The 25578-nt window shown below is 34.2% G+C and carries 16 protein-coding genes; 10 read left to right on the forward strand and 6 right to left on the reverse strand.

Going from position 1 to position 25578, the window contains the following annotated elements:
* Positions 1-98: 98 nt before the first annotated feature.
* The 10 genes from P8625_RS12965 (at position 99) to P8625_RS13010 (ending at position 19664) form a co-directional block, all read left to right on the forward strand.
* On the forward strand, positions 99-3902 hold the full coding sequence (locus P8625_RS12965) for a hybrid sensor histidine kinase/response regulator transcription factor (RefSeq protein WP_279650869.1): 3804 nt from the start codon (positions 99-101) through the stop codon (positions 3900-3902).
* 249 nt (positions 3903-4151) lie between these two features.
* Positions 4152-5444 (forward strand): hypothetical protein, encoded by a 1293-nt coding sequence (locus P8625_RS12970; RefSeq protein WP_279650870.1) that lies wholly within the window; start codon positions 4152-4154, stop codon positions 5442-5444.
* Between the two features lies 1 nt (position 5445).
* On the forward strand, positions 5446-6642 hold the full coding sequence (locus P8625_RS12975) for a hypothetical protein (RefSeq protein ID WP_279650871.1): 1197 nt from the start codon (positions 5446-5448) through the stop codon (positions 6640-6642).
* Positions 6643-6674: 32 nt separating this feature from the next.
* Positions 6675-9161: a T9SS type A sorting domain-containing protein gene (locus tag P8625_RS12980; RefSeq protein WP_279650872.1), complete on the forward strand. Its 2487-nt coding sequence runs from the start codon at positions 6675-6677 to the stop codon at positions 9159-9161.
* Positions 9162-9172: 11 nt separating this feature from the next.
* Positions 9173-12382: a SusC/RagA family TonB-linked outer membrane protein gene (locus P8625_RS12985; protein WP_279650873.1), complete on the forward strand. Its 3210-nt coding sequence runs from the start codon at positions 9173-9175 to the stop codon at positions 12380-12382.
* Positions 12383-12392: 10 nt separating this feature from the next.
* Positions 12393-13982 carry a RagB/SusD family nutrient uptake outer membrane protein gene (locus tag P8625_RS12990; RefSeq protein WP_279650874.1) on the forward strand — a complete coding sequence of 530 codons (1590 nt, stop codon included), beginning with the start codon at positions 12393-12395 and terminating at the stop codon, positions 13980-13982.
* 106 nt (positions 13983-14088) lie between these two features.
* The gene (locus P8625_RS12995) at positions 14089-15906 is read left to right on the forward strand and encodes a sulfatase family protein (protein WP_279650875.1); all 1818 of its coding nucleotides are present in this window, start codon (positions 14089-14091) and stop codon (positions 15904-15906) included.
* A 371-nt stretch (positions 15907-16277) separates the two neighbouring features.
* Entirely contained in the window at positions 16278-16628 is a 351-nt protein-coding gene (locus tag P8625_RS13000; RefSeq protein WP_279650876.1) for a hypothetical protein, read from the forward strand.
* Between the two features lie 2 nt (positions 16629-16630).
* The gene (locus P8625_RS13005) at positions 16631-19222 is read left to right on the forward strand and encodes a T9SS type A sorting domain-containing protein (protein ID WP_279650877.1); all 2592 of its coding nucleotides are present in this window, start codon (positions 16631-16633) and stop codon (positions 19220-19222) included.
* 271 nt (positions 19223-19493) lie between these two features.
* Positions 19494-19664: a hypothetical protein gene (locus P8625_RS13010; protein WP_279650878.1), complete on the forward strand. Its 171-nt coding sequence runs from the start codon at positions 19494-19496 to the stop codon at positions 19662-19664.
* A gap of 155 nt (positions 19665-19819) precedes the next feature.
* On the opposite strand, the gene dtd is transcribed toward P8625_RS13010, so the two are convergent.
* From dtd to P8625_RS13040, 6 genes are all read right to left on the reverse strand, one after another.
* Positions 19820-20272 carry a D-aminoacyl-tRNA deacylase gene (dtd, locus tag P8625_RS13015; RefSeq protein WP_279650879.1) on the reverse strand — a complete coding sequence of 151 codons (453 nt, stop codon included), beginning with the start codon at positions 20270-20272 and terminating at the stop codon, positions 19820-19822.
* 64 nt (positions 20273-20336) lie between these two features.
* Positions 20337-21278, reverse strand: coding sequence for a ribosome small subunit-dependent GTPase A (gene rsgA / locus P8625_RS13020; protein WP_279650880.1), 942 nt, complete (start codon positions 21276-21278; stop codon positions 20337-20339).
* A gap of 65 nt (positions 21279-21343) precedes the next feature.
* On the reverse strand, positions 21344-22426 hold the full coding sequence (locus P8625_RS13025; protein WP_279650881.1) for a bifunctional 3-deoxy-7-phosphoheptulonate synthase/chorismate mutase type II: 1083 nt from the start codon (positions 22424-22426) through the stop codon (positions 21344-21346).
* A gap of 11 nt (positions 22427-22437) precedes the next feature.
* Positions 22438-23301 carry a prephenate dehydrogenase gene (locus P8625_RS13030; protein ID WP_279650882.1) on the reverse strand — a complete coding sequence of 288 codons (864 nt, stop codon included), beginning with the start codon at positions 23299-23301 and terminating at the stop codon, positions 22438-22440.
* 140 nt (positions 23302-23441) lie between these two features.
* Entirely contained in the window at positions 23442-24584 is a 1143-nt protein-coding gene (locus P8625_RS13035) for a pyridoxal phosphate-dependent aminotransferase (RefSeq protein ID WP_279650883.1), read from the reverse strand.
* Positions 24581-25405: a prephenate dehydratase gene (locus tag P8625_RS13040; RefSeq protein ID WP_279650884.1), complete on the reverse strand. Its 825-nt coding sequence runs from the start codon at positions 25403-25405 to the stop codon at positions 24581-24583. The genes P8625_RS13035 and P8625_RS13040 overlap by 4 nt, the downstream gene beginning before the upstream one ends.
* Between the last annotated feature and the right edge of the window lie 173 nt (positions 25406-25578).

Here is a 25578-nt window from a genome sequence, read left to right on the forward strand (position 1 = left end):
TTAAAGATGTACCTTACTAGTGCTAAAAACTCAATGATTAGTCATTGAGTTTTTATGTGTTTAAATTAATTTTTATTTTTATCACAATAAGTTTTACAATGAGAATATATATCCTAGTATTTGGTTTCTTTTTTTGCTGTTTTCAAAATTTTTTTGGGCAGCAAATTATTCGTTTAGATAGTAAAGATGGTCTAATTAACGGAACCATAAATGCCTTTGAACGCGATAGTTTAGGTTATATGTGGATTGGTACAGATCAAGGTATAAACAGATATTCTGGGGTAGAGATTAAAAATTACAACCTTAACGATAGTAAAAAACTTAAAGGGATAGAAATTGCAGACATTCTTAACGTTCAAGGAAAACTGTATGCAATAAGTACCAATGGTATTTTAATCAAATACCATTATGATTACGACAGTTTTGAAGAATTATATAGTGAAAAAAGAAATCAATTTTTATCAATAACAAGTCTAAACAATTCTCAAATACTCATCGGACTCACAGAGGGCTTTATAATTTATGATCTAGAAACACATGAGGCAACAGATGTTCAGCTCAAAAACTTTATTAATAACAGAAAAGTAACATTCTATAATAATAAAGTTTACTCAGCTACATCAAAAGGCCTTTCTGTATTTAAGTACCAACAAAACACTAAAACACTAACCTTAGAACAACGATACTTATCAAATCAAGATATTATTGATTTTGCTTTTGACGCCGAAGAACGGATTTGGGTTGGTACAGAAATAGGCGGGCTGTATATTATCAATAAACAGGAGATTAAAAATATACCCGTTAGTCAAATTTCTAATAAAACATACGCTATTCGTCAAATAGATTTTGATAAGAATAACAATGCTTTAATAGCCATAGATAGATTGGGCTTATTTATCTTGAATGACAAATTTGAAACTGTCAAATCCTTCAATCACGATACCGACGATAACAACTCTATAAATCAGAATAGTATTTATGAAATCTTTGTAGATGATTCGAATGCGTATTGGCTCGGGTTTCGAGAAGATGGAATAAACATTATTTACGATAAAGAGAATGTGTTTACCAATATTAGGCACATACAGAACGATGAAAACAGCATTCAAAATAACAATATTAGGTCTATTTACGAATCTGCTTCTGGAGCTCTTTGGTTTGGTACCGAAAACGGCATTAGCAAATACGAAAATAAGAGATGGACGAACTACAATAAAGACCCAAAATTATTTAACACCGCCGTTTTGGCCATTAATGAATATCAAAAAAAATTAATCTTTGGTACGTATGGAGAAGGGATATTGACCTTAAATCAAAGCAGCGGTAAAGTTTCTAATTTTACGTTAGAATCTAAAAAATCTCCGAATTTTATTTTTAAAATCAAAACCTATAATGATAATTTATGGATTGGAGCGAGTGATGCTCCTCTAACACATTTTAGAAATAACAAATTTATCAACACCTATTCTGTAGGGTTGGTCAGATCGTTAATTCAAGGGTATGATAATATCAATTACGTGGGGACTAACTCTGGTTTTTTTGAACTCAATAAGCGCAATGCAAGTGTTCGAAAAATTGAAGAAGATGTTTTCAATTCCTCCAACCAAATTTACGATTTAAATTTAGACTATGTAAACAACTGCATTTGGATAGGAAGTAAAAATGGATTGCATAAGTACAATCTTAGTACAGAGGAACTAGAAAATATAGGTAATAACTCTAAAAAAACGATAGGAACGGTTTTTTCGATTAAAAAAGACAACCGACAAAACCTGTATTTTGCCTCCATCTCAGGTTTATGGAAGTATAATATTAAACAAGGTTTTTTTAGAAAGTATGGTGTGCAGGATGGAATGTTCATAGAAAAATTTGGAATAGGACCTTCTGCCAAGTTTAAAGATGGAAGATTGGCATTTGGTGGGGCAAAAGGCGCTGTTATTTTTAACCCAATAGACTTAGTAGAAGATAAGCCAATCTCAGAGATTTACATCTCCAATTTTCAAATAAACGGAAAAGAACCAGATAGTTTAACGCTTTCTAAAAACATTAATTATACCAAGAAATTAGTGTTAGATTACGATCAAAACACCCTCTCTTTTAATTTAGGAACTATTAAGTTCCACGGCTCTAAAAGAAATGAATTTAAAGTGAAGCTCTCTGGTTATGAAAAAGACTATCAAATAAACTATGGCGATGAGAAAATTAATTATTCAAATCTTACCCCAGGAACCTATAAGCTGAACGTAAAAGGCTATAATGCAGACGGTGTAAAAGGTAAAAATGATTATACTTTAGAAATCGTAGTAAAAAAACCATTTTGGAAAACCATCTGGGCATTCGCTCTTTACATACTACTGTTTCTTCTTTTTGGATATTTAGTTTTTAGAATTTTTAGAGCCAATGTTCGCAATAGATTTGATGAAAATAGAATCAAGTTTTTTGTTGAAGTGGCCCATGATATTAGAACCCCAGTATCATTAATACAATTGCTGGTAAAGCAACTTGCCAATCAAGAAAATACAGAAAAATCAATTGAGCTTATTCAAAGAAATACACAAAACCTAAATGAGTATGTTACTCAATTGTTAGATTTTCAAAAAATTGACCAAAACCAGTTAGAACTATTTATCAGCAAAGTAGATTTAAAAGATTGTTTGGCAAAAATTATTGAAGATTTTACACCTATTATGCAAGAAAAATCATTAGATGTATCGCTAAAAGTTAAACACATACCAGTATGGTTTGATAAGGCGAAGATGAATAGAATTTTTTATAATTTGATATCTAATGCGATAAAGTACAGTAATGAAGGAGGTACCATAACCATAGAAGCTCATTTGGATGATAAAAATCTAAAAATAAAATTCATAGATAACGGTGTTGGTATACCAGAAAAACAACAAGAACTAATATTTAAACGCTTCACTAGAGGTACAAATGTATCGAATAAAGGAATTCCAGGTACGGGTATAGGCTTGTTACTATCTAAAAAAATAGTTGAATTACATGGAGGTGAAATTCTCTTAGAAAGTAAAGAGAATATCGGTTCTAAATTTACCATTATTTTACCGAGTGGCACAGAACATTATGGTCAGAAGCATGTTATAGACGAAAATGATCAAGAAGAATCGAACGCTAATATTTATGACTTTATTACTAAAAATAAACTCATACTACTGGTAGAAGATAATGAAGACCTGCGAGCAGCGGTCAAAAACGAACTGGTAAAAAACTATACTGTAATTGAAGCTTCAAACGGTAAAGAAGGTTTGTTGTTGGCCCTTTCAAAAAATCCTGATCTTATTATTACCGATATTATGATGCCAAAAATGGATGGCAAAGAGCTTTGTAAGTTGCTAAAAACTAATTTTAAAACAAGCCATATACCCATAATAATGCTTACTGCATTGGCTGATGTTGACGATAAAATACAAGGATTAGAAACTGGTGCCGATGCTTATGTAGAAAAACCATTTAACGTATCTATTCTTAAAGCCACTATTAATAATTTACTAAAATCTAGAGAAAATGTAAATCGTTTGCTAGATGACAAAAAAGTAAAAAAGCAACTAACTCCAGATGAAAGTTTTTTATCTAATGTCATCACTATTATTAAGGAGAATTTAACAGAAAAAGATTTTTCAATAGATGTTTTATGTGAAAAAATGGGACTCAGTAGATCCAATCTGTTTAGAAAATTGAAAGGTCTAATTCAAATGTCTCCTTCAGATTTAATTATAAAAATTAAATTAGGACACGCAGAGGAGTTGATGAAAAAGAAAGTGCACAGTAGAATTTCAGACATTGCTTATGAGTCTGGATTTCACGATCCAAAGTACTTTAGCACGCTCTTCAAAAAGCATTATGGAAAAACGCCAAAAGAGTTTATAGAAGACCAATAGCGTTCCCTTTTTTAGAGCTAATTCTATCATACTATTTAGTACATTGATAAGGCTTTTAACCATATACAGACTTTAGGTTGTTCTAATTTTAATTTTTAATGCGATGTGCAGCTTTATAGGAATCATTAGTGTTTAAAAAGAATGTCAATTTGAATTTTGACTACTATTTAAACCTAGTTGAATTGCTTTTCTACTTGTTTTCGTTCCTTTTTTTAGAATTTGCAGTATTAAAATTTATCAAAAAGAAGGATGAAAACATCAAAAGCATTTTATGTTCCAGTTCTGGTTGTAGCAATAGGTTTAGTTTACCTGTCAATAAATGCATTTAATAAAAGCAAAACCAATCAAAATAGCGATATAGAAAAAAATATTTTGTCTTATAATTTTGCCCTAGGTACTCAAACGGTAGGTTCAAAATATCAGTTTACAGAGGAAACCATGTTGGTAGAAACAGCGAAAGAGATTAAGAACATGGGTTCGAACCTTTTAAAATTTTCTATGCATCCCAGATATTGTACAGAAAATTATGGCTTACCCAAGAACGATAAAATTACCTCCTTAACAAAATTGGCTACCCTTGAACCTTCTGTAAAAGAGGTATTGGACATGGACTTTAAGTATTATCATATTTGGATTTATGGTTTTTCTCAATACACACCAGAGCCAATGGGTAAAAAAGATGATACCACCCAAATAAAATTCATCAACGGATATCCTGAACAATACAAAGAGGCTTTGTATAAAGAAGTATACAATTTCACAAAGCATTTGTTAAAGACCTACGAAGGAACAGGAAAGATTTTCTATTTAGGAAACTGGGAAGGCGATTGGCATTTAAGATCTGATTACGATAGAACAAAACCCGTTAATGTAAAAACGCTTGAAGGAATGACGCAGTGGGCGCACACAAGACAAAAAGCGATTGATGATGCGAAAAGAGATATGGAGTACGATAATGTAGAAGTGTATCATTATATAGAAGTAAATTTGGTAGCCAAAGCGTTAAACGAACCGGACTCAAAAGTAGTAGCGAACAGTATTGTTACGAAAGTAAACCCCGATTATGTGTCGTATTCTTCTTACGATGCTACCAACCCTTATAAAGAAGAAGCATCTTTAAATAAAAACCTTAAAATAGCACTCGATTATTTAGAGTCACAATTATCTCCTAAACAAGGATTGCCCGTAGGAAAACGAGTATGGATTGGAGAATATGGGAGCCCAAGTATACATTATGATGATGACATGCAAAACTTAAGGTCTATCTGGACCATTAAAACGGCTTTAGAATGGGGTACACCATTTATCTTGTATTGGGAGATGTACAACAATGAAATTAAAAAAGAAACTGGAGAACAAGTAGGGTATTGGCTGATTGACGATAAAGGAACGAAACAACCTATTTGGCACACACATCATAATTTTTATAAAGAAGCTAAACAGTTTTTAAAAGAGTATTCCGTAACAAATAAGGAGTTGCCTTCTTTTGATACGTTTAGAAAAAAAGCATTAGATTTTAAAAGTTTAAACCCCACATACTAAGATGAGAAAGTATTGTTTCATAGTGTTTTTGTTTGCTGTAAACTCGGTTTTTAGCCAACAAGTTGAATACGACAGCATAGTTCCGTTAGAGCCTTATAATTTTGTCTTAGGAACCAATGGTATAGCGGGAAAATATCAATTCACGAATGAATCTAAATTGATCGAAATTGCCAAGCATATTCGAGGAATGGGATCGAACATCTTAAAGATATCCTTAGGTAAAAAGTCTCCAAAATCCTACAGATTGTCGGTAAATCACGTTGAAACTACGTTAGAACTATTTCAAGCCGTTCCAGATTACAAAGAAGTTTTCGATATGGATTTCAAATACATCTTTGCATGGGTACACACCCTAACAGATGTAAAATGGAAACAACGAATTAACAAGCATGAAGAGAAACAACTGTACAACGAAATGTTTGAGTTTGCGACCTACCTTTTGAAAGAATACAACAATTCTGGTAAAACTTTCATGATCGGAAACTGGGAGGGAGATTGGTTGTTACACAAGGGTTTTAACAGAAATATGACACCTTCAAAAGATCATATTAATAACATGTTAAAATGGTTTCAAATAAGACAAAAAGCTATCGATGATGCTAAAAGAAAAACGAAGCATACCAACGTTTGTTTGTATCATTACATCGAAGTGAATTTAGTCAAAAAAGGGATGCTAGGAAAAGCTTGTATTACGAAAGATATTTTACCAAAAGTCGACGTAGACTTTGTTTCATATTCAAGTTATGAATTGATTAAGAATAAAACCTATGAAGAGAAAAAAATAGCGTTAGAACAAGCCTTTAATTTTATAGAAAAACAATTAAAGCCTAAAAAGAATTTACCCTTTAGCCGTAGAGTGTATTTGGGAGAGTACGGATACCATGCAAACATTCGAAAACCACAATCTTTTCAAAAACAATTTGATGAAACAAAAGAAATCATGAAGATTTCTTTAGAATTAAATATTCCGTTTGCACTTCATTGGCAGATGTACAATAATGAGTATCAAAAAAATGGTATTTCTAAAGAAATGTCTTTGATTGATGAGCAAGGTAAGAAAAGACCGCTGTATTACTTACACCAAAATTTTTATAAGAAAATGAATTCCTACCTAAAGAGCTTTAAAAAAGAAAATAACGTATATCCATCGTCAGAAGAATTTAGAAAAAAGGCGCTGGAAGTTTTAGAAGTACTGTAATGTAATCAAAACTTAAATTAAAAAGTAGAACCATGAAAAAAACTACGCTTCATAAATCTATATTCATAGTGCTTTGCTTTTGCTTAACACTGTCAACTACATACGCACAATTGTCACTCATAAGCGATCAAAACACAGATTTTTCAGGTGCTATTACTACCGTTGCTAGTGGTAATTGGAGTAATCCAGCAATATGGAGTACTGGTGTTGTGCCAACAGGTAATGATGATGTGAGTGTAGAAGGAAATCATGTAGTTTATATAGATGTGCAGGGAGCTACTTCGGGCAAGATTGTAGACTTATGTAAGAACTTAAGAGTACAACAAGGAGCCGTGTTGCAAATGGGACACAATACAGAAAATTTTGCCAAAGATTTGCGCATTAATGGTAGTATTTATTGTTTAGGAACTTTTTCTTCTGGTAGAAATGAAGCATCAGAAACTGGAGACGGTCAAATTTATGAATACAATAGTCGTATATTCTTAAAACTAAATCAAGAAAACACTTATATATCAGGGTCGGGTTTTTTCAATCCAAAATCGTTGAATGTAGTAAGTGCCTCAGGAGGAAAGAACCTAATTATAGATCATTACAACCTAGTAATAGATGAGAGTTTGGCAATAAAGTCGAATTACAGAATAAATGCCACGATAAAGCAATACTCGTATGTACATATTAAAGGAAATTTAGGTTTTACTGGAAGCACCTATCAATGGAGTTCTAAAACTGCCAAATCAGATGTAATTATCGAAGGTGTTGTAATTGCCAACAACGTAAGTCTGTTTACAAAAAACCCGACTGCTGGTGATTCCTCTTCACTAACCATAGCAAATAATGGTAGCCTTTACGTGCAGTCAATCAATGAAGGCGATTCAAGTGTTGTAAGTGAGGCAGCTGGGTTTCATTTCAATATCGAACAGGGCGGGCTTTTTAAGTTAGGAAAAGGAGTTGATTTTGATAGTGTACTAAAAGAGAATTTTAACTTTACCAATAATGGGGAGTTAAGGAAACATTATTCAAGTACGCTTGCTACCAAAGCACAAATTACCTCTGCTATTGACGCAAATGACCCAAATAAAGGTATAGACGTAAGCCATATAAAAGATATTTTTGGTTCAACTCATATCGGAGGTTGGTATAATTTTACCGACAGACCCTATTTATTAGAAGGCTTAGATAATTATAAGTCTTTTGGGGCTACCTCTGTTAAAACAACACTAAGCGCTATTAATGGCAAAATGTTTAGTGCCTATCCTTTCAACCATACCTGGCCAAATTTTAAAACATTAAAAGATGTCGCCCAACACCAATACATAGATTCCTTATTCAAAAGAGAGCATATAAAAACACATACATTCTGGACAACTACAAAAAACAAAGGAGATTGGAAAAAAGGACCTGATGTTGACCATACCAGTTATTTGAATGAAGAACAACAATTTTACGATTTAACCAAACACCTACTAAGCACATACGGTTCTATGAACAAAACCTTCGTATATCAAAATTGGGAAGGTGATTGGATGCTGCGTGGTGGTCAAGGTGTACTGTGGGAAAAAAATCCATCACTCATTCCTAATGATATAGCATGGAGTGTTGAAGGGATGGCTAGAATGTTTAGAGCAAGACAACGAGGTATAGAACGTGCTAGAAACGAATATCAAAGTGCAACAGCAAAAGTATACCATGCCATTGAGTTTAATAAATTATGGTGGAATGACAATGGTACACGAAAAACCATGATGGACGATGATATTCCGTCTGTGATATCAGATGTAGTTTCTAAAACAAGAGTCGATTTAACTTCTTGGTCTGCTTACGATGGTGGTTGGACCAACGACGAGAATCCACATGGTCATGCTATGTGGAAAGGTTTAGAAATAGCAAAATATTTTACTACAGCAACAGGAGAACTAGCCTCTAATTTTCCTGTGCAAATTGGAGAGTTTGCTATAAATGAGAACCCACCTTACAATCAAAATAACGACCAATCTGTAATCGAAAATAGGTACGGAAGATACATAGGTGTTGCACTTGGGTTGGGAATTCCGAATTTTTATCTATGGAATTTTTATTGTTCTGGACAACAAGGAGCTCCTGATGGATTCACTTGGGAAAAAGGTAAGCAGTACGAAGCTGATTTTCTGTACGAATGGATGGACGGAAAATGGATGATCGAACCAGATGGTACTTGGGGGTATGCCGCTAGTTTTTTAATGAAACAATGGCAAGATAACGCTACAGAAGAAACTCCAGAAGAAGGAGAAGTAAGTGAAGAAGGTGAAGAAGAAGATAAGGTTCTCATATACCCAAACCCGACTTCAGCAATTATAAAATTTACAGGGCTTACGAACGATACCAAAATTTCAATTTTTGATTTAGGAGGAAGAAAGGTGCACGATTTTATATATGAAGAAGATGGAGAAATAAATGTTTCAAAATTAAGGGCTGGAATGTATATAGTAGCCATTCAGAAACCAAATACAGCAATTGAGATCAAAAAACTAATTTTAAAATAAATAATAAACTCATGAAAAAACTAATTCTACTTCTTTTATTGTTGCCCCTGACCTTAATGGGACAAGAAATGATGGTAAAAGGAACTGTGATAGATGGAGAAACAAAAGAACCCCTACCAGGTGTTTCGGTTCTTATTAAAGGAACAGTTAAGGGAACCGAAACAGATTTTAATGGAAAGTTCGAATTAAAGGCTACAAAGGGAGACACAATTGTATTTCTATATCTAGGAATGAAATCCCAAGAGGTGGTAGTTAATTCACCCACATTACAAGTTTCTTTACAACCTGATACAACACAGTTAGATGAAGTTGTAGTAAGTGTCGGTTACTTTGATGTGACTAAGAAAGACCTTTCAGGTTCCATTAGTCAAGTAAAAACACAAGAATTAGAAAAAAATAGATCTATTAAAGTAGAGCAATTACTGCAAGGTCAAGTGGCAGGGGTGGTTGTAAGTGAAAGTTCTGAGCCAGGTGGAGGAATCGGTATTTCTATTAGGGGAACGAATTCGATGCTAGGAGGAACGCAACCGTTGTATGTAGTTGACGGTATTCCTATTGATCCATTAACGGATGCGCAAGGAAATGGAGCGTCAGGACAATCGCAAAGTGCACTTAGCTTCCTCAATCCTAATGATATAGAAAAGATGGAGGTGCTTAAAGATGCTGCTGCTACTGCTGTGTACGGAGCAAGAGGAGCTAATGGAGTTATCATTATTACAACAAAGAGTGGAGGAAGAAGTGGGGAAGACAACTTATCTATAACAGTAGATACTTTTATAACCGAGGTAAATAAAAAATTAGATGTTATGAATGGTCCTCAATTCGAAGAGTATATGAATCAAAGAGCCCTCAATCAACTGTATGTTAATCTTACCGATCCTCAAAGAGTAGGTGGCTATTTTGATGGTTCTCAAGAATTTACAGATGTAAATTATCCAGAATTAGCAACATTCAGTTTACCATTTGCTACTTCCACAGGAATTAATAATAACTGGCAAGACTTAGTGTATAGAATAGCAGCTTCTAGTGCCTATAATATATCGTATAGAGGTGGAGACGCGAAGAAAAATTTCTCCATGAGTTTAGCAATGCAAGATATCGATGGTGTTATTGTAAATACAGGTAATAAAAGGGTAATTTTCAATGCTAATGGAAGAAAGAAAATTTTTAATGACAACATAGACTTGATTTCAAGAACTAATGTTGCGTACAATACTGGAAACGCCTCCTCTGTTGGAAACGGTCAAATATTTCTACAACGAGGTGTGGTGTCTCAAGCCTTACAATTTCAACCAATTTTTAGCACTCTAGAACCGGGTCAAGACGATGATATCTATGCAGATTTGAATGAAGATAATGTGGTGTCTAATCCGTATACATTGGCAAAATTTTTAACCGATAAGAAAGAATCTTTTAACTTTATTCAAAACCTATCTGTTACTGCTAAAATTGCACCAAATTTAACAGGTATTTTAAAAGGAGCTTTCAACTATCAAAAAAGTAACAGAGATAGTTATTATCCAGTAAATACCACTAGAGGAAGAAGAAATAATGGAGAAGCAACACAAGCTTTTCTAGAGAATAGAAAAATTTATGGAGAAGCAAATTTACGTTACCGAAATAATTTTAACGGACATAGAATAGATGCGAGTCTTGTTGGTACGATTGAGAAAAATAATATCCGATCGATGTATAACAAAGCCTTCGGTTTTGGTAGTGATGTAACCAAATACTACACATTTCAATCGGCAACAGATGTGTTAGTGCCAATTTCTCAATTCAGAGAGTTTGGTCTGCTTTCTGGTCTGTTTAGAGTTGGATACAATTACAAAGGTAAATATTACCTAGATGTAAACACACGTATAGATGCGTCATCTAAATTTGCCAAAAATAATAAAAGCGCTTGGTTTCCATCAATTGCTTTAGCTTGGACAATTTCAAAAGAAAAGTTTTTAAGAAATTCAAAAACAATCTCTAACTTAAAGTTAAGAACATCGTATGGTAAAACAGGAAGTAATCCAATTGCACCCTATCAGTCATTAGCATTGTTAACGCCTATCAGGTATAATTTTGATAATCAATTAGTTACAGGGTTTTATGAATCGAATTTAGCAAATGATGATTTAACTTGGGAAACTACCGATCAGTTTAATGCAGGAATGGATTTAGGGCTTTTTGATTCTAAATTGAATCTAACCGTAGATGTGTATCACAAACGAACCCATGATTTGTTACAAAATGTAATATTACCTCCCTCAAATGGTTTTAAAACCATCGTAGATAATTTTGGTGAAGTTGAGAACAAAGGAATAGAGTTAGGTCTTGGTGCTACTCTTTTCGAAACCGAAGAATTTAATTGGAATGTTTCTGCCAACTTCTCTATGAATAGAAACAAATTGGTAAAATTAAATTCAAACCTCGAATTTCAACTAGGACCCTCAGTAGGATTTAGTAAAGCAAACCCAATCATGTTTATGGAAGGGCAACCTTTAGGTATTTTCTGGGGTGCGCAAACCGAAGGAATTTATCAAGACTGGGATGAGGCTATTGCCAGTGGTATTGATGGAGCTACTCCTGGAGAAATAAAATATAGGAACAATTCTGTAGATACAGATGCCAATGGACAACCTTTAGACAGACAAATAATTAATTTTGATGACTATGTAAAAATAGGCGATCCAAATCCTGATTTTAACGTGGCAATTACCAATAACTTTACCTTTGGAAACTGGGATTTGTCGGTGTTGTTTACAGGTCAAAAAGGAGGAGACATTTTTTGGGTAGATTCATGGGGCTTAACAGGAAATCAAAAAAGTACAAATGGTTTAGTAACATCCTTTAAAGATTCTTGGAAGGCGCCTTTGAGTGTTACTGCTGCAGGAGATGTTGTGTACGACCCTTCAGTTGGACAACTTACCAACGTAGGCAATCCAGCACCTCTTATCGATCCAGGACAGCGAGCTTTGGTATCGGATAGGCAAATATTCGATGGATCTTACGTACGATTAAAGAACCTCAATATTGGCTACACACTTAAACTTAAAAAGAAGACGAGCCTTAGAGTGTATGCTACAGGTCAGAATCTAGTAACTTGGACAAAATACCCAGGGTACGACCCAGAAGTACAAACCTACAACAAAGACCCTCAAAGAAGAGGTGTCGATTTTGGTGGATATCCAGGTACAAAAACATATACATTAGGAGTAAAGTTTAATTATTAAAAAAGGTAGTATGAAATCATTTTTTTTACATAAGACAAGATTTATACAAGTAGTAACATTTTTATGTGTAATACTTTTTATAAGTTGTGAAGACATTCTTGAAGAAGAACCATTCACAGAAATAGGAACTGAGTTTTTTTATCAAGATGAAAAAGACGCTTTAGCTGCCTTAAATGCTGTTTATGCACAATTAAAGGAAGGAGTTGGGTATTATAGACAACAATACCTTTCGAATCTATTTGCAGCATCAGATCAAGGGAGATCTAGTGACAATCATGGAAATTTTAGAAAAGGAACCATTACATCGACAGACCAAAACTTGCCCAATACCTGGGAACAAATTTATATTGGAATAAAAGATGCCAACAATGTCATAGCAAGAGTTCCTCAAATAGAAGGAATGAATGAAGAGTTGAAAGCAAGAGTTGTTGGAGAAGCACGATTTTTAAGAGGGCTAAATTATTTTAACTTAGTAAGATGTTTTGGCGAGGTACCCCTAAGAACCGAACCAGTTCAACCAGGAGAAGCAGGATTGCCAGTTTCACCAATTCAAGATATTTATGACGTGATTATTAGCGACTTTCAACATGCTGCAGAAAACTGTTGGGGGTTTAATGAAACAAGAAACGGCTATAAAAATAATATTGGAAGAGTAACCAAAGCTTCTGCCCATGCCATGCTAGCAAAAGTATATATACAAATAGCATCCTCTAAGAGAACCGCTGAAGCTGGAGTAATGGGAAATGAGCGATATTTAGGGTTTACAGATTCAGCAACCTCATACTATCAATTAGCTAAAGAACAATGCGATTTAGTGCTAGGAGAAAGTGGTTATCAATTAGTTGCTGATTTAGATGGATGGAAGAAAATTTTTGAGTCTACCAATGGTAACAATGCAGAAATGCTTTTTGAGATTCAAGGGTCTTCTATTACAGGGCAAGGAACCGCAGTTTCGAACTTGTTTTCACCCAGAAATGCCGGTCTAAGTGGAGGTGGCTGGGGAGGAACCAATAGGTTCCAACCTAAATTTATAAATAAAAATATAAACAAGTACGATAAAAGATTCCAAAACTCTATTATCAAAGAGTTTCAAAATGAAACTAAAACCTTTGTCATAAAACCGAATAGCTCGGGTTACTTTAGAACCGTTACCGCAACAGGGGCTGCTGATGGGGGAATAGATGTGGTATATACTTCTAAATATATAGATACCGATGCAACGACAGAATATACAAGCCAACAAAACTGGCACGTGATAAGACTTGCAGATGTGTATTTAATGAGAGCAGAGGCCTTGGCAGAAATCAGTCAAGACCCAACGCAGGCAAATGCTGATTTAAGCATACTGAGAAATCGTGTTGATATGAAAAATTTTGAGGGGGCTGGAATGTCTATGGAAGATTTTAGAACCGCATTGTTAAGAGAACGAGGAGCAGAGCTTTCTATGGAAGGACATCGATTTTTTGATTTAACACGAATGGGTGTATACGATGAATATTGTAGAGTTAGTTATGGAAACACTATTGGAGCAAGACAACCCGAAGACTACACATGGCCAATACCTTTGATTGAATCGTCTTCAAACGAAAATATAAATTAAGAACGCGCATACCATCTTTGATTGAAAGAATATCCAGATAAAAAATAACAAATGTTAACGGGTAATTTTAAGTTGAAGATGGTATTTTTTCGTGTCAGGCATTACAATGAGAAAATCCATTTTTTACATACTTTTATTCATTGGGCTCTTTTCAAGAGCCCAACAAAAACCCAATGTAGTTTTTATTATTTCCGATCAGCATAAATTGAAGGAAACAGGTGCGTATGGAAATAAATTATCGATAACACCTAATATTGATGCCTTAGCTAAAACTGGAGTTGTTTTTAACAATGCATACACACCTGCACCCGTTTGTGCGCCTGCCAGAGCATCGTTAATTACAGGAATGTATCCGTATGCAAATGGAGCTATTTATCACAAGGCTCCAGTAAAAATGCCCAATGGAAAAATTAAAAACATAGGTAGTGGGTATTTAAGAGAAACGGGTTACCATGAAGATATCGTTACCTTAGCTGCTATTTTTAAACAACAAGATTATGTAACAGCGTCGCCAGGTAAAATGCACGTGCACGGAGAGTTGCAAAAAGATGTAGATGAAGATCACAAAGAAGGAAACAATATGGGTTTTGATGAGGTGAGTCTTCGATATTACACCTATTTCCCTGGAGGTCATTATCAAGATGAAGTTGGAGAAGATACCTACATGCGCTACAGACAATTTAAAAAGTACAGCAAAGTATACCATAAAGGGTCGATGCATTTAAATGAAAACTACGAACCAACGCTTGTTAAAAATGAAGAAGATAATTTTGATATGGTGGTGGCAAAAAAATCTGTTGAGTTTATCAATAAGAGAGCAGAAGATGGTAAAAACTTCTTCTTACATATTGGTTTTGAAAAACCGCATGCGCCTTTTACCACAACCCAGCGGTATTTAGATATGCACACACCTGCAAACTTTCCATTACCAAAAACGTTTAACGATTGGCATGTGAAGGGAAAATATCCGTGGGTACCTAATTGGATACATTCAGCAATACCTAAAGATCTTCAAAAAGCACAAAACGTAATGGCAGCTTACAATGCTTGTATCACAGAAATGGATGATATGGTAGGAAGAGTGGTCAATGCACTAAAAGAAAACGGACTGTACGAAAATACCATTATCATTTATACCACAGATCATGGCGAGCATTTGTTTGAACACGGCTTAAGAGGAAAACACAACATGTATGAAGCAGCCGTAAATATTCCGTTTATTATATCATACCCCAAATTATTTAAGCAAAATACCCGCAACAACTCCTTAATCAGTTTTATCGATTTAATGCCTACATTGGCAGAATTAATTAATGGCAGCACTCCAGAAACCGCTCAAGGAGTTTCTTTAGTAGAGGTACTAACACAAGGAAAAGAGTTAAAAAGCAGGGTGGTGTATTCAGAATTTAGAGGAGGTAACTATGAATTGTTAGCTGGGGCTAAAAATGTTCCGTCTAGAATGATGCGTAAAGGCGATTATAAGTTTATTTATACGCATGGTATTATAAACCAATTGTACAACCTTAAAGAAGATCCGGATGAGTTGAACAACTTAATTTTTGATGAAAAATATCAGAAGATATATCAAGACATGTATTTTCAAACGTTAGCAAAATGGCGTTTTCAAGAGTATGCACCCATACCTGTTTCCTTAAAAAACAATAAATTAAAATGGAATCAAACAGAAGAATTTACAAGCTATGCTATTTATTATTCACTAACAAACGATGCTAAAGAAGCAACCTTACTTGCTGCGAATATTAATGACGATTATTTTAAAGTAAAAAAAGAAGGATACTATTGGCTATTAGCTACACCTAAACTTTCTAAAACATCTAAATTTTATGGAGAAAATATACCCGTGGCAGTAGGTACTTATTCATTTAATTTACCAGTTTCTAATGCGATATATGTTAAAAATTAACCTCATAATGTAGAAACTTTTCAACAAAAAACACGTTATTTTAATACGTATTCTTTAACAGTATTTTTTAGTTGTTAACTCACAAATAGTCGCATTTTACTCGTATCATAACTAATTATTAAACTTATATAAGTCCTCTGAAGCTAAATATATAGGTTCAGAAATCCATTGTAATAATATTTCTTGCATCAGCGAAAAAAGCAAATTTCAGTAAGCAATTTTAAGCTGGTGATGGTATAAAATGGCAAGAGTTCTTATTTTTTTAGATGCTGACCAGTATTTAAACCTAAATGAATTGTTATACCACCCCTTTAACAATCGATAAAAATAAATTGCATAATTCAATTTATAAAATTCTAAAAGAGTATCGGATGAAAAATTTAGAAGCAATAGTAATCACGCTAATGTTATTTGTCACATTAGGGGTTCATGCGCAAAAAAAGTCAGAAAAAAAGGCAAAAAAAATAACTAAAGAAATGACACAAGTTTTAGATCTAACTAAAAATGAGTCAGAAGCTATTTATAACATACAGCTTAACAGGTTTGAACAAAACGCAGCTATTAAAAAACAATATGAAAATCAGCCAGAGGAGAAAAAGCAAAAGCTAAAAGAGTTAGGAAACAAAGTGTACAATCAATTAAAAAATGCTTTAGGCGGAAAGCAAAAAGGAAAGGAACGGTTAGCCAAATGGAAAAAATATAAACAATCTAAAAAGAAATAATTATGACTAGAATAAATTACATTTTTGCATTTTTAAGCTTATTTATTGTAGGGAGTATGTTTTCTCAAACCTATATTAAATCAACAGGGAATGATACTACTGGAGATGGAAGTGAAGGAAACCCCTATGCAACTATTGCGAAGGCAATGACAGAAACATTATCTGGTGGAACTATTGTTATTGTAGGTACGATTAATCAAACGCCTACAGAAGCAAATATCAATACAGGTGGCAAGAGTTTCACTTTTCAAGGACAATCAAATGCAGTGATTAACGGAGATGGAATGAATAGAATGTTCAGCCTTGCGGGAGTACTATCGTTAAGCTTTGAAAACATTACATTTCAAAATTTTGGGTCAACCGAAAAGGGTTCAGTACTGTTTGCTAGCAATGCAGGCGCAGACATTACATTTACCAATTGCGTGTTTTTAAACAATACAATTGCCAATTCCAATGGTGGAGGTGCATTACATATTAGTAATGCAGCACTTACCATTACATCGTCTACTTTTTCTGGAAACTCGAATACAAATGGAGGTGGTGGAGCTCTATTGGTTACAGGTGATACAAATGCCAATATATCAGGCACTACTTTTTATAACAATTCAGCAACAGCAAGAGCTGGAGCAATTCTCGCTGTTGGAAACTCTAACACAACCATTACAAACTGTACGTTTTTTGAAAATACTTCTGCAAAAACATCTGATTTTGAAGGAGCCGCTATACGTGTTAATACCATTACAGCATCAGTAACTGCGACAAATTGCTTGTTTTACAATAATAAGTTGTCAAGTGGTGCAGGTGTAAGTTCCGATTTAACAGGACCTCCAGACGCAACCATAAACTTGACAAACTCTCTTGCACAATTTGTAAACAATTTAGATACAGATACCAACAATACGGTAATAAATTCAGATTACTTATCAGGATCGAATTTAACTTGGAGTAGCAGTTTAAACAGCGTTACTTATGGTGCTCCTTCAAGTATTACAGATAGTACTCCAATAGACTACGGAAATGATAACCAAGATATTGGAGCTTGGAATTCTAACATCAATTTATTTAAAGGAACTACTAATTCAGATTGGGCAACTGGCGCGAATTGGTCTTCAACAGCTATGCCCACATCATTAGAAAATGTTACCTTGTTGGCAGACTCTCCTGGTGTAATTGTGGGTGCAACCACGGGTGCTGTATCAAACAATTTATCAGTAGATGCAGGGTCTAGTTTAACAATCAATTCAGGAGGTTCTTTAATTGTTAGCGGTACTTCATCAGGAAACGTAACCTACAACAGAGAGCTCACCGCAGTTGCTGGCAATGCAAACGGATGGCATTTAATTTCTTCACCAGTAGCGGGTCAAACATACAATAATGCGTATGCTACCGCTAACAGTTTAGCAACAAGTGGTGCAAAAAGAGGTTTAGCGACTTATAATGACGCAAATAGCACTGGTTCAAAGTATACCTATTTGTTAAGCGATGACAGTAATGCTGGTAGCTTTAACTCTGGTATTTATGCTGGTTCTGGAGTAGGGTATGCTGCAAAAAGAGCAAGTACAGGTATCGTTGCTTTTACAGGGACTATAAATACAGCAGATGTTAACGGAGTTAGCATTTCTACTGGAGGAAATGGATTTAATTTATTGGGAGTGCCTTATACCTCTTATATGAGTAGTCAAACTTTTTTAGACAATAACCCAAATTTAGATCAAGCTCAAATATGGGTTTGGAAGCAAGACAATTCTTCGGGGGGTAATTTTATTGCGATGACTGCCAAAGGAGATAATTTTATCTTAGCACCAGGTCAAGGTTTCTTTGTAAAGGCAACATCAGGAACTTCTGTTAACTTTGCAAAATCTAATCAAACAGCAAACGGAGATACTTTTCAAAAATCTTCAAGAACAGAAATAAAACTTTCAATAAGTGATGGCGAAAGCAATCGTTTCGCAAAATTATATTATACCGATAATGCGACTAAAGGATACGATGCAGGTTGGGAAGGAGAAGTTTTTGGAGGGATAGTAAATAGTTTAGAGGTGTTCTCGCAATTAGTAGATGACAACCAAAGTAAGAACTATCAAGTACAATCGCTACCTCTTTCAGAAATAGAATCGATAACAGTTCCTTTAGGTGTAAGAGCGGCTTCAGGAAAAGAGATTGCGTTCTCTGTTGAAACTTTAAACTTACCAACTGATGTAAAAGTGTTTTTAGAAGATAGAGTAAATAATACATTCGAACGTTTAGACGAAGCGAATAGTGAATATAAAGTTATACTAACAGAAAGTTTAAATGGAGTAGGTCGTTTTTACCTACATGCCAAATCTAGCAGTAGTGATATAAATACAGAAAATATCAATTCTGAAAATCTTAATATGTATAAGATAAATAATACTACCGTAAGAATTGTTGGTTTAGCTAATGGAAAATCATCTGTAAAACTGTTCAATATACTCGGAAAACAAATGATGCAAACATCTTTTAATACAAGTGGTGTTAAAGAGGTTTCTTTACCAAAATTAGCTTCAGGAATTTACATTCTACAGTTAGAAACTTTAAAAGGTAAATTGAGTAAGAAAATCATCATTGAGTAGTATAACAATAGACTCGATTAAATTAATTAGAACACAATGAAATTACAGTTAAACTACGGTCTTTAAGAATTTGTAATTAAGAGAGCTATAATTATTGGAGGAAATTTACACAAAGGTAATCTGTATACAAAAGTACCCCAACAATTGAGTTCGCTTAAAAGGATGGATGGAATGAATCTTACTCTCTAGATTTAAACAGAACCGATTGAAATTTTAAACAGATTTATAATAGAATGATAACTGAGTTTTCACAAAATTAAAACATGAATTTATGAAATCAGCTAGACAAAATAAAGAACAAATTACAAGAAAGGAAGCTTTAAAAAAGATAGGTAACTACGGTAAATATGCCGCGTTAACAGCTCTAGGAACCTATATGATTTTAAATCCTAAAAAAGCGCAAGCACAAAGCCCCGAAGCACCAGGAGAAGGATTTGAATAGCACCTTAAAACACAATTTTAAGAGCCATAGTTAAGAATGTAACTGGTTCTAAAGTAGTATCTCAAAAAGTGTGTAAAGTTTAAAAACCACCCCCCCGTGATAGATAAACTTGCACACTATACGAGATAGTATCACTTAGCCAACTCTAGTTTCTACTATTTTTTATCTTTTGAATCAATAATAATAGTAACAGGTCCGTCATTTACTAATGCTACTTTCATATCGGCTCCAAATTGACCTGTTTGAACCTTTTTTCCAATATCAGTTTCAAGCTGTTTAACAAAACCTTCATACAAAGGAATGGCAACGTCGGGTTTTGCAGCTTTGATATAGCTCGGTCGATTTCCTTTTTTTGTAGACGCATGTAGGGTAAATTGACTTACTACAATTACGTCTCCATTACTATCTAACAACGATTTATTCATTACACCTTTTTCGTCATTAAAAACACGAAGATTTGCTATTTTATTAGATAGCCAGTTAATATCTTCTTGAGTGTCTTCTTCAACTATTCCGAGTAAAACTAACAGACCATGTTGTATTTGAGCAACTATTTTATCTTCGATAGTAACACTAGCTTCTGAAACACGTTGAATGACTATTTTCATTCGTTAGAATTTTAGGTAAGGGTTGTTAGGGTTTTGTATTATTTTTAGCCAACAGCCAACAGAACTACTCCCAAATATCGGTTCTGTAGTGTTCCTCTTCTCCTTCTAAAATTTGTAAATAACTTTTGTAACGAGACCAAGCAATTTCTTCGTTTTCTAACGCTTCTTTAACAGCACACTGCGGCTCATTGATATGAATACAATTATTGAATTTACAATGTTGTTTTAAAGCAAAAAACTCAGGAAAATAATCACCCAATTCATCTTTATCCATATCAACTACCCCAAAACCTTTAATTCCAGGAGTATCGATAATGCGAGCATCAAAACTTAAATCGAACATTTCGGCAAAAGTAGTGGTGTGTTGCCCTTGTTTGTGCTGCTCAGAAATTTCTTTCGTTTTTAAATCTAAAGAAGGTTCAATGGCATTGACTAGGGTGGTTTTTCCAACACCAGAATGACCTGCAAACATGCTTACTTTTCCAGTCATTAACTGTTTAATTTTATCAATGTTAATGTTTTGAGTGGCAGAAACTTCGATACATTCGTATCCGATAGCCTCGTAAATATCTTTTAAGTATAAAATTTCGGCACGTTGTTCAATTTCGTAAGAATCAATTTTATTAAAAACCAATACAGCTTTTATTGAGTAGGCTTCAGCGGTAACTAAAAAACGATCGATAAATGTAGTAAACGTAGGAGGGTTGTCTATCGTAATTAGCAAAAAAACAAGGTCGATGTTAGCGGCAATCACATGCGTTTGCTTTGATAAATTTACCGATTTACGAACGATAAAGTTTTTTCGTTCATGAATATTGGTTATTACCCCCGTTTCTTCATCATTTTTTGCTTCTAGTGAAAAATCAACTAGGTCACCCACCGATATAGGATTGGTACTTTTAATTCCTTTAATTCGGAATTTTCCTTTAATGCGACACTTATATAGCTCGCCTTTCGACTTTACCCAATACCAACTTCCTGTAGATTTATAAACCGTTCCTGTCATATAACAAAGATGGGAATAAATTAGAAAACTTAACATAAAAAATCCCGCTTTTGCGGGATTTCTATTTAACTACTCATGATTTTTTCTTGATGATTGATACTTTCTTGGTGTATTGCCTTAAACATTTTAAGAACAAATTCTTCACTCAAGCCACGTTCATTTCCTTCTAAAATCATTTTACCCAAGATTTCATTCCAACGTCTGGTTTGTAAAATAGCCACGTTTTTCTCTTTTTTCAACTCACCAATAGCGTCTGCAATTTTCATACGCTTTCCTAACATTTCAATGAGTTGGTGGTCGACTACATCAATTTGAGTACGTAAGGTATTCAACGCATTTCGATATTCAGCTTCTGTATCGGTAGCTTTTCTTACCTTTAAATCAATCATCATTTGAACCAATGTCTTCGGAGTTATTTGCTGAGCAGCATCACTCCACGCATTATCTGGGTCGTAATGAGTTTCTACCATTAAACCATCAAAGTTTAAATCTAATGCTGTTTGGCAAATATCAAAAATAATATCACGACGACCAGCAATGTGCGATGGGTCGCAAATAAGTGGTAAATCGGGGAAACGATTTTGCAACTCGACAGCAATTTGCCATTCAGGATTGTTACGATATCTGGTTTTTTCGTAGGTAGAAAACCCTCTGTGGATTACACCCAATTTTTTAATGTTTTTGGCATATAAACGCTCTATAGCTCCTAGCCATAAGGGTAAATCTGGATTTACAGGGTTTTTTACCAATACGATTTTATCGGTTCCCTCTAAGGCGTCTGCAATTTCTTGAACAATAAAAGGACTTACTGTAGTACGTGCACCAATCCATAAAATGTCTACGTCATGCTCTAAGGCCAGTTGTACATGGTCTTTATTAGCAACTTCTGTAGCAATCAACATACCTGTTTCTTGCTTGGCTTTTTGCAACCATTTTAAACCTAAGGCACCTACCCCTTCAAAATTACCAGGTCTGGTACGAGGTTTCCAAATACCTGCTCTTAATACTGTAGCATCGGTGTCTTTTAATTCGTGTGCAATTTGCAACACTTGTTCTTCTGTTTCAGCACTGCAAGGACCTGCAATTACTAACGGATGCTCTAGTTGAAAAGCATCTAACCATGTTCTTAACTCTTTAGTATTTTCCATTTTTGTTGTTGTTATTGAGGTGTAACCTCTAGAATTCCATTTAAAATTTGTTTTATATAATTTGTGTTTTCCATCTCTGTATAGATTTTCGGAAAATCGTCTTTTTCTAGTAAAGATTTGAAATGTTGTAGGTTATGAATATACTCGTTTAGCGATTCAATCACATTCTCTTTATTTTGTTCAAAAATAGGGGTCCACATTGCAGGAGAACTTTTTGCCAAACGTACCGTAGAAGCAAATCCACTCCCTGCCATATCAAAAATATCACGTTCGTTTTTTTCTTTTTCAATTACGGTTTTACCCAACATAAACGAGCTTATGTGCGATAAATGCGATACATAAGCAATATGCTTATCGTGCGATTTTGGGTCCATATATCGAATACGCATGCCTAATTTTGAAAAAATGTCTAATGCTTTTTCCTGTAATTTGAAAGCTGTTTTTTCAACCTCGCAAATTATATTGGTCTTATTTCTGAATAAGTTTGTTAACGCAGCGTTAGGTCCTGAAAACTCAGTTCCAGCAATGGGGTGTGTTGCTAAAAAATTTCTTCTCTTCGGATGATTTTTAACGATGTTACAAATCAGTTCTTTCGTCGACCCTACGTCAAAAACCAAACACTTGTCTGAAATAGTATCTAGAGTTTTTACAAGTATCTCTTGCGAAACATCTACAGGAATGGCAACAATAACTATATCTGCTTTCTTTAATTCTGAAAATGTTGCTTTTTGATGGATGATTCCTCTTTCTAAAGCAAGATTTCCATGCTCTTCGTTAGCGTCAATTCCGTAGATGGTAGCATTTTTAAATGCTTGCTGAATATCTAGGGCAAAACTCCCGCCAATTAATCCTAATCCTATAATAAATACATTCATTCTTTTTGTCTTGTTTGTCACATCGAGTGAATTTTTAATCTTTTTTGATTAAAAATTTGTGTCGAGATGTTTTGTGAAAATTGGTTCTCGATACTATTTTTAGTCATTTCATTTCTAAAAACCACTCGAACTGACAATTTTTAAATTCTACTGATTGCTTCGTTAATTTTTTCTTCTGGTACGCATAATGAAAATCGGATATAACCTTCTCCTTGGCTGCCAAAAATGGTTCCAGGAGCAGCGAAAATATGTTTGTTATATAACAAATCGTCAATCATTTCTTCTGATGTTTTTCCGTCGGGAAGTTTACACCAAACAAACATTCCTGATGTGTGTTTATCGTAAGAGCAACCTAATTTTTCTGCCAGTTTAAAAATTAACTCTTGTCTCTTTTTGTACGTGTTGTTTAGTTGGGTAAACCAATTTTTGTCAAGCTCTAAAGCTCTAGCAGCTCCTTTTTGAATTCCGTAAAACATACCAGAATCCATTTGGGTTTTTACTTTTAAAACTTCTGTTAAGAACTCGGGTTTTCCTAATAGCATTCCAACACGCCAACCGGCCATATTAAAAGATTTACTTACCGAATTTAATTCGAGTGCAATATCTTTTGCGCCTTCAATTTGTAAAATACTTAGCGGCTGTTCGTTTAATATAAAGCTATACGGATTGTCGTTTACAATAACAATATGGTGCTTCTTTCCGAAGTCAATCAGCTTTTGAAAAGTTTCTTTGGAAGCATCGGCACCTGTTGGCATGTGTGGGTAATTTACCCACATCAACTTTATTTTTGAAGTGTCTAATTTTTCCAAAGCTTCAAAATTAGGTTGCCAGTTAGTAGCTTCTTCTAAATTGTAAAAAATAGGTTTTCCTCCCAACAAGTTGGTTACAGAGCTATAGGTGGGATAGCCTGGATTAGGAATGAGTACCTGATCTCCTTCGTTTAAAAAAGCTAAAGATATATGCATAATTCCTTCTTTACTTCCCATTAAAGGCAGTACTTCGTTGGTAGAATTTATGGTTACCTGGTAATTGTTTTGATAAAAATTAGAGACAGCCTGTCTAAATTCTGGTAAGCCTTGGTAACTCTGATAGCTGTGTGCTCCCGTATCTTGTAAACTATCTTGGATAGCTTTTAACACTGATGCAGGAGGTTGTAAATCAGGACTGCCAATTCCCATATTTATAATTGGGTTGCCTTCAGAAATTAAGTTGCGTACTTCTTTTAATTTTCTAGAGAAGTAGTACTCTTGTACGGTTTGTAGTCTGTTAGCAAACTGTATCATAATCTTCCGTTTTTATATTCGCCTAATATTTTAAATTCTTCTGCCATAATTTGAATAATTGCTTTTGCTTTTTCATAATCTTCGTAAGTATCAAAAGTTACATCTACGAAAAAGGCGTATTTCCATGGGGTTTCAATTTTGGGTAATGATTGTATTTTGGTGAGGTTTAGTTTACAATCACTCATTACATTTAATACCGTAGCTAAACTTCCTCTTTTATGGTCTAATTCAAATTTTAAAGAAGCTTTATTAATTTCATTTTTTCCATTTTTTGGCGGTTGTGTTTGCAAAATCACAAAGCGAGTGGCATTATTCTTAATGGTTTGAATTTCATCTTCAATAATTGATAATCCAAAAATATCGGCTGCCATTTTTGGTGCAATTGCAGCCACTCCTTTCAATTGCTGTGCTGCAATTCTTTTTGCAACTGCCGAGGTGTCTACATCTTCAATTAGTTTAATATGTTGGTGTTGTTTAAAAAACTCTTTACACTGTAACAAAGCCATTGGATGTGAACAAACCTCTGTAATATCTTCAATTTGTTGGTTTGGTAGTGCCATTAAGTGATGGTGTATTGATAGGTAATACTCACCAGAAATATGCAAATTATGCTTGTCAATCAATGCATAATTAGGTATGATAGAGCCTGCGATGGTATTTTCAAGCGCCATAATGGCTTGTTCGCTTTTTGAGTTTAGAATGCTGTCAACTAATACATCAAAGGACAAACACTCGTCTAGGTCGATGTTTTCTCTGTAGTAGTTCTTTGCAACAATATGATGGTTGCTTCCTTGTATTCCTTGAATGGCTATTTTCTTCATTTTAAATCAAAAAAAAGCCTCGATATATTCGAGACTTTGATGGGATATGTTGTTTTATTTTACAGTTAACAATATGATACAAAGTCTCGCCTCTTACTAAAATAGTAAAAGTAAAAATAAAAACCTTGCCATACGTTTTGTAACATCATTGTATTTGTATTCTTAAGTACGGA

It is taken from the genome of Tenacibaculum tangerinum (assembly GCF_029853675.1).
GTDB classification, from domain to species: Bacteria; Bacteroidota; Bacteroidia; order Flavobacteriales; family Flavobacteriaceae; genus Polaribacter; species Polaribacter tangerinum_A.

Bases quoted from the DNA above. Each gene is read 5' to 3' on its own strand.
- rsgA (WP_279650880.1), bottom strand. From the start codon at position 21,278: ATGACAGGAACGGTTTATAAATCTACAGGAAGTTGGTATTGGGTAAAG.
- P8625_RS12995 (WP_279650875.1), top strand. From the start codon at position 14,089: ATGAGAAAATCCATTTTTTACATACTTTTATTCATTGGGCTCTTTTCA.
- P8625_RS12965 (WP_279650869.1), top strand. From the start codon at position 99: ATGAGAATATATATCCTAGTATTTGGTTTCTTTTTTTGCTGTTTTCAA.
- P8625_RS12990 (WP_279650874.1), top strand. From the start codon at position 12,393: ATGAAATCATTTTTTTTACATAAGACAAGATTTATACAAGTAGTAACA.
- P8625_RS12980 (WP_279650872.1), top strand. From the start codon at position 6,675: ATGAAAAAAACTACGCTTCATAAATCTATATTCATAGTGCTTTGCTTT.
- P8625_RS13010 (WP_279650878.1), top strand. From the start codon at position 19,494: ATGAAATCAGCTAGACAAAATAAAGAACAAATTACAAGAAAGGAAGCT.
- P8625_RS12985 (WP_279650873.1), top strand. From the start codon at position 9,173: ATGAAAAAACTAATTCTACTTCTTTTATTGTTGCCCCTGACCTTAATG.
- P8625_RS13005 (WP_279650877.1), top strand. From the start codon at position 16,631: ATGACTAGAATAAATTACATTTTTGCATTTTTAAGCTTATTTATTGTA.
- P8625_RS13000 (WP_279650876.1), top strand. From the start codon at position 16,278: ATGAAAAATTTAGAAGCAATAGTAATCACGCTAATGTTATTTGTCACA.
- P8625_RS13040 (WP_279650884.1), bottom strand. From the start codon at position 25,405: ATGAAGAAAATAGCCATTCAAGGAATACAAGGAAGCAACCATCATATT.
- P8625_RS13030 (WP_279650882.1), bottom strand. From the start codon at position 23,301: ATGAATGTATTTATTATAGGATTAGGATTAATTGGCGGGAGTTTTGCC.
- dtd (WP_279650879.1), bottom strand. From the start codon at position 20,272: ATGAAAATAGTCATTCAACGTGTTTCAGAAGCTAGTGTTACTATCGAA.
- P8625_RS12970 (WP_279650870.1), top strand. From the start codon at position 4,152: ATGAAAACATCAAAAGCATTTTATGTTCCAGTTCTGGTTGTAGCAATA.
- P8625_RS13035 (WP_279650883.1), bottom strand. From the start codon at position 24,584: ATGATACAGTTTGCTAACAGACTACAAACCGTACAAGAGTACTACTTC.
- P8625_RS12975 (WP_279650871.1), top strand. From the start codon at position 5,446: ATGAGAAAGTATTGTTTCATAGTGTTTTTGTTTGCTGTAAACTCGGTT.
- P8625_RS13025 (WP_279650881.1), bottom strand. From the start codon at position 22,426: ATGGAAAATACTAAAGAGTTAAGAACATGGTTAGATGCTTTTCAACTA.